We start from the raw sequence: 5,341 nt of genomic DNA on the forward strand, positions 1-5,341 counted from the left end.
AGGGGAGGGGCTCAGATGATTGCGCCTCGCTCACGCCGCCGCCTCGACCGCCGTCGCGCGGGCTTTGCGCAAGGGTCGCCACGCCGCCTGGCTGCGTTTGCGCGCGAGATAGGTGTCGAGCCCGATCTGCGCGCCGATCAGCATGTAGACGAACGGCTGGAATGCGATCGCGATGAACGCCGCGCCGAGCAGATAGACGATGTGCGCGGACTGCAGTGCGCCCGCGAGCGGGGTGATCCACGCCTGATCGGCCTCCGCCTTGCGGTAGCGTTGCCGCAGCACTTCCATCCGCACGATGCCGATCACATTGATCAGCAGCCAGATCGCGAGGCCGGGAAAGCCCTGTTCACCAATCATCTCGAAATAGGCGCTGTGGAAGGCGCGCGCCTTGTCGACGGTCAGTTTCTTGTCGATCGTCGCGTTTTGCGCGCTGCCCTCGACCTTTTCGGTGTCGTAGCGGATTTGATTTTGCCGGTACATTTCGAAGCCGCCGCCCAGCGGGTGCTCCTTGGCATATTGCCAGGTCCAGCCCCATACCGCGAGCCGCGTCGAAGCCGATTCGTCGGCCTTGTAGGTCTTGATCGTGCTCATCCGGTCGGTGAAGGAGGCGGGCAGGAACGGCACCGCCATCAAGCCCGCGGCACCCAGCAAGCCCAAATACAGAACCTTGCGCCTGGTATCGCGCAGCATCAGCACCGCGACGAGGCCGATGCAGAGCAATCCGGTGCGCGTTGAGGTGCCGACCGGGATCAGCAGGCAGGCGAACACGAGGGCGTAGCAGAAGCCCTTAACCTTCCAGTCGGGTGGAAAGATCGTGCCATGCCGCGTGAACCACAGGATCAGCGGGATGATCGCGACCGCGACGGTCGAAATGGTCGAGCCTTCGTACAGCCCCGAATTGTTCGATACCATCAGGTTGAGCGTGCCGTAGCCGCCGCCGCCGCTGGCGATCGTCTTGATCCCGCCGATGATGATAATCGACGCGGCCGAGGCGATCATCACCAGCAGCAGCGCTTCGATCCGCAATTTGGTGCGCAGCGTCAGCGGCAGGAAAGCGGCGAAGGCCAGGCATTTCCACACCCAATCCCATTTATCCAGCGCCTCGACCGGGAAATCGGCGGTGCGCGTGGTGAGGCCGCAATAGAGCAGGAGCAGCACGATCAGCGCCTGGCGCGGGGCGACTCGCGTGTCGGTCTTGTCGTCGGCAAGCATCCATCCGCCGACCGCGAGCGCGACCGCCATCAGCGAAATCGGGACCGCATTGAGCAACAAATAGGTCAGCCGCTGCGGGCTGACGATGTCGATGTAGACATAGGCGAGCACGAAGATGAACGGCTTGCGAAAGCCCGCCGCGAAGAAGGTGCCCAGAAACGCGACGAAGACCAGGTCACGCACGCGGGCGACCTTTCGGCTTGCGTTCGGGCGGCGGGCCTTCGCGATCGAGATCGGGACGACGCAGCAGCACCCACACCGTCAGCGCGATCAGCCCGTGGCTGATCGCGAGCGCGAGATTGTCGATCATGGCTGCGATCCGCCTTGCATGCACCCGCCCTACGCGCGAGCGGGTTGAGGCTCCGTTAAGCAGTCCGCATTAGGGAGGTGCTCATGCGCATTCTCCACATCTTGGACCACGGCTTGCCGCTGCAGAGCGGCTATACTTTCCGCACCCGCGCGATCCTGAAGAGCCAGCAGCGGCGCGGGTGGGAGGTCGCGGCGGTAACCGGCCCGCGCAACGGCGTGCGCGACGTGGCGCAGGAGCGTGTCGACGGGATCGATTTCTACCGCACCGATCCGGTGCCCGAGACGATCAGCCCATTCGGCGAATTGCGCGAAATTCGCGCCTTTGCCCGCAGGATCGATCAAGTGGTCGCGCAGTTCAAACCCGACGTGCTGCACGCGCATTCGCCCGTGCTCGATGCGCTGGCCGGGGTGCGCGTGGCGCGGCGGCGCAAACTGCCGATCGTCTATGAAATCCGCGCCTTTTGGGAGGATGCCTCGGTCGGCAACGGGACCGGCACCGAGGGATCGTGGCGCTATCGTGCCACCCGCGCGCTGGAAACCTGGGCGGTCAAGCGCGTCGATGCGGTCGCGGTGATTTGCGACGGGCTGCGGCGCGATCTGGTCGCGCGCGGCGTCGATCCGGCCAAAATGATCGTCTCGCCCAATGGGGTCGATCTATCGGTGTTCGGCGACCCCTTGCCGTACGACCACGCGCTTGCCGACTCGCTCGGGGTGCATGGCGGCGAGGTGATCGGCTTTATCGGCAGCTTCTACGATTATGAGGGACTCGACGATCTGATCGCGGCAATGCCGTTGCTGGTCGCCGAACGTCCTGCGGCGCAGCTCGTGCTGGTCGGCGGCGGACCGATGGAGGCCGCTTTGCGCGCACAAGCGGCGGCCTCCCCGGTCGCGCGGCATATTCATTTCATCGGCCGCGTGCCGCATACCGAGGTCGACCGCTATTACAGCATCGTCGACGTGCTCGCTTATCCGCGCAAGCGGATGCGGCTGACCGATCTCGTGACCCCGCTCAAGCCGCTCGAGGCGATGGCGCAGCGCCGGCTGGTCGCGGCATCCGACGTTGGCGGGCACCGCGAACTGATCCGCCACAACGACACCGGCACGCTGTTCCCGCCCGACGATCCGGCCGGGATGGCTCAGGCTTTGGCCGGATTGCTGGCCGATCGGGACAGTTGGGACGGGCGGCGCGCGCGCGGTCGCGCGTTTGTCGAGGCAGAACGGGACTGGGCGACGAACGTGAATCGTTATGAACCTGTTTACCAGAAACTTACCGATCGTATGGCATCCCGTAAGACATGGTCGAGTCCCCCCGCTCTCAACATGTGATTCTGCCGATCGCGCCGCTCGCCGCGAGTGTGATCGGCGTGCTCACCGCTGCGATGTTCGCGCTCATTCCAACCGAACTGCTCGAATCGATGGTCGTCGATAGCGGGATCGCGGCGGTCCTGTCCGCCGCCGAGCCGCCGCTCGGCGTTACCGCACGGCTGGTGCTGGTGCTGGTGTGCGGCGGCGGGGTTGGCGCGATTGCGTGGTTTGGCTTGTTCCTGAGCTTCGGCGCGCGCACCATTGCCGTGCATCGTCGGCAAAAGCGCGGCGGCGACGCTTCGATCTTTGCGCCAGTGTTGCGCCGCGCCGATTCGCATCCCGACGCGCCGGCACGGCGGCCGCTGTTCGCCAATACCGATTTGGGGACCCCGTTCCTCGAAGTACGCGCGCGGCCGGTGCGGGTTCCCGTCCATGTCGACGCAGTGGCAGTGGAGCCGTCTGCAGCGCCTGCCCCGATCGAACAGCCGCTGCCGATCGATCTGGATCAGCCACTCGCCGCTTATGATCCCGCCGCCGTACCCGACGCACCGCGCGACTGGTTCCCGGCACCCGTTGCGGAGATCACTCCCGAGCGCCGCCAGACCTTTGACCCCGGCGAGCGTTTCGAGACCTTCGCGCTGACTCCGATGGTGCGACCCGCAGCGGTGCCGCAGGACGCGCCGGCCCCGGCTCGGGCGGATCCGTCGGAGACGGTCCAGGCGCTGCTCGAGCGGCTCGAACGCGTCGCTGCGGCGCGGCGTTACGCTAAAACTGACCCTGTCGAAGCGGTCGCGGCGCCAGTAGTTGCTGAGCCAATTACGGAAACGATTGAAGACACGCTGTCGACCTTGCGTCGGATGGCGATGCGCTAAGCGCTGCCGGCTCCGGCGTTCGCCGGGGCGGTGCAGGCGCGTCCAACGCCAAAATCGGGAAACTTATCCCCGCAATTCGCGCCGCGCCGGTTTGACCCGAACCGACGCGTCTGGGAGAAGGCGCGATGGCCACCGCATTTGCATCTCCGCCCGTTTCCCCCACTGGCCCCGAAGCCGTTTCGCTGCCGCAAAATGTCGAGGCCGAGGCCGCGATGCTCGGCGCGATGATGATCGACAATCGCCTCGCCGACGATCTGATCGATTCGCTCGACCCCGACCATTTCTTCGAGCCGCTGCACGGGCGCATCTTCGCGGCGATCCGCACGCTGCGCCAGAACGACATGCTGGCGAGTCCGGTCACGCTGCGCCCGATGTTCGATGCCGATGTCGGGATGCGCGAACTGGGCGGCCCGGCCTATCTTGCGCAATTGACCGGCTCTGGCGCGGGGCTGCTCGGCGCGCGCGAATTCGCCAAGCAAATTTACGATCTTGCGATGCTGCGCACGCTGGTGACGGTCGGGCGCGGGCTGGTCGAGCGCGCGATGGATACGTCGGAAGAGGTCAACCCGCGCGCGCAGATCGAGGCGGCCGAGGAGGAACTCTACAAGGTCGCCGCCGATGGCGGCAGCGATTCGCAGATCAAGACCTTCGTCCAGGCCTCGACCATGACGATCAAGATGGCCGAAATCGCGCTCAATTCGGGCGGGCACATCTCGGGCATCACCACGGGCTTGGACAGTCTGAACGCCAAGATCGGCGGGATGCATCGCTCCGATCTGATGATTCTCGCGGGGCGCCCCGGCATGGGCAAGACCTCGCTTGCCACCAACATCGCGTACAACGCCGCACAACGCTGGATGCGCGACATGGCCGACGGGATCGAGCCGGATCGCTCGCTCGGGGCCAAGGTCGCCTTCTTCAGCCTCGAAATGTCGGCCGATCAGCTCGCCGGGCGTATCCTCGCCGAGCAATCGGGGATCAATTCCGAAGTGCTGCGATCGGGCAAGATCAGCCATCAGGAATTCCACAAGCTCGCCGCCGCCGCCGCCAGTCTGGAGAGCTTGCCGCTGTTCATTGATGACAGTGCGGGGCTGTCGATCGGCGCGCTGCATACGCGGGCGCGACGGTTGCAGCGCAAGCTCAACAATCAGCTTGGGCTGATCGTGGTCGATTACCTGCAATTGTTGTCGGGTTCGGCCAAGAGCTCGGGCGACGGGCGCGTGCAGGAAATTTCCGAGATCAGCCGCGGCCTCAAGAATATCGCCAAGGATCTCAACGTGCCGGTGCTGGCGCTGTCACAGCTCAGCCGCGCGGTCGAAAGCCGTGAGGACAAACGGCCGTTGCTCTCGGATTTGCGCGAATCCGGCTCGATCGAGCAGGACGCCGACATGGTGATGTTCGTGTACCGCGAGGATTATTACCTCAATATGAGCCAGCCCGAGATCCCGAACGCGAGCAGCCCCGGCGACGTGCAGGACAAGCATGCGAAATGGTCCGAACATTTGTCGCGGGTGGACGGATTGGCGGAACTGATCGTCGCCAAGCAACGCCACGGCTCCACCGGCAAAATAACGCTGAAGTTCGAGCCGAGCATCACGAAGTTCTCGGATTTTGTGGGGGCGGGGTATTGAGGGGGTGATGTG

At 65.0% G+C, this 5,341-nt stretch carries 5 protein-coding genes; 3 read left to right on the forward strand and 2 right to left on the reverse strand.

Annotation, left to right across the window (positions count from 1 at the left end; genetic code table 11):
* Positions 1–30: 30 nt before the first annotated feature.
* Both ABWP09_RS12500 and ABWP09_RS12505 read right to left on the reverse strand, forming a co-directional pair.
* On the reverse strand, positions 31–1,395 hold the full coding sequence (locus tag ABWP09_RS12500) for a putative O-glycosylation ligase, exosortase A system-associated (RefSeq protein WP_353205459.1): 1,365 nt from the start codon (positions 1,393–1,395) through the stop codon (positions 31–33).
* The gene (locus ABWP09_RS12505; protein ID WP_353205460.1) at positions 1,388–1,522 is read right to left on the reverse strand and encodes a hypothetical protein; all 135 of its coding nucleotides are present in this window, start codon (positions 1,520–1,522) and stop codon (positions 1,388–1,390) included. Before ABWP09_RS12505 ends, ABWP09_RS12500 begins: the two co-directional genes overlap by 8 nt.
* An 83-nt stretch (positions 1,523–1,605) precedes the next feature.
* Here ABWP09_RS12505 and ABWP09_RS12510 point away from each other — a divergent pair, with 83 nt between their 5' ends.
* The 3 genes from ABWP09_RS12510 to ABWP09_RS12520 all read left to right on the forward strand — a co-directional run bounded on the left by ABWP09_RS12510 (position 1,606) and on the right by ABWP09_RS12520 (position 5,329).
* Positions 1,606–2,847 carry a TIGR04063 family PEP-CTERM/XrtA system glycosyltransferase gene (locus ABWP09_RS12510; RefSeq protein WP_353205461.1) on the forward strand — a complete coding sequence of 414 codons (1,242 nt, stop codon included), beginning with the start codon at positions 1,606–1,608 and terminating at the stop codon, positions 2,845–2,847.
* Positions 2,817–3,698, forward strand: coding sequence for a hypothetical protein (locus tag ABWP09_RS12515; protein ID WP_353205462.1), 882 nt, complete (start codon positions 2,817–2,819; stop codon positions 3,696–3,698). Before ABWP09_RS12510 ends, ABWP09_RS12515 begins: the two co-directional genes overlap by 31 nt.
* A 125-nt stretch (positions 3,699–3,823) precedes the next feature.
* A complete protein-coding gene (locus tag ABWP09_RS12520) occupies positions 3,824–5,329 on the forward strand; it encodes a replicative DNA helicase (protein ID WP_353205463.1) in 1,506 nt (501 codons plus the stop codon).
* Positions 5,330–5,341 lie beyond the last annotated feature (12 nt).

It is taken from the genome of Sphingomonas sp., assembly GCF_040398505.1.
GTDB lineage: Bacteria > Pseudomonadota > Alphaproteobacteria > Sphingomonadales > Sphingomonadaceae > Sphingomonas.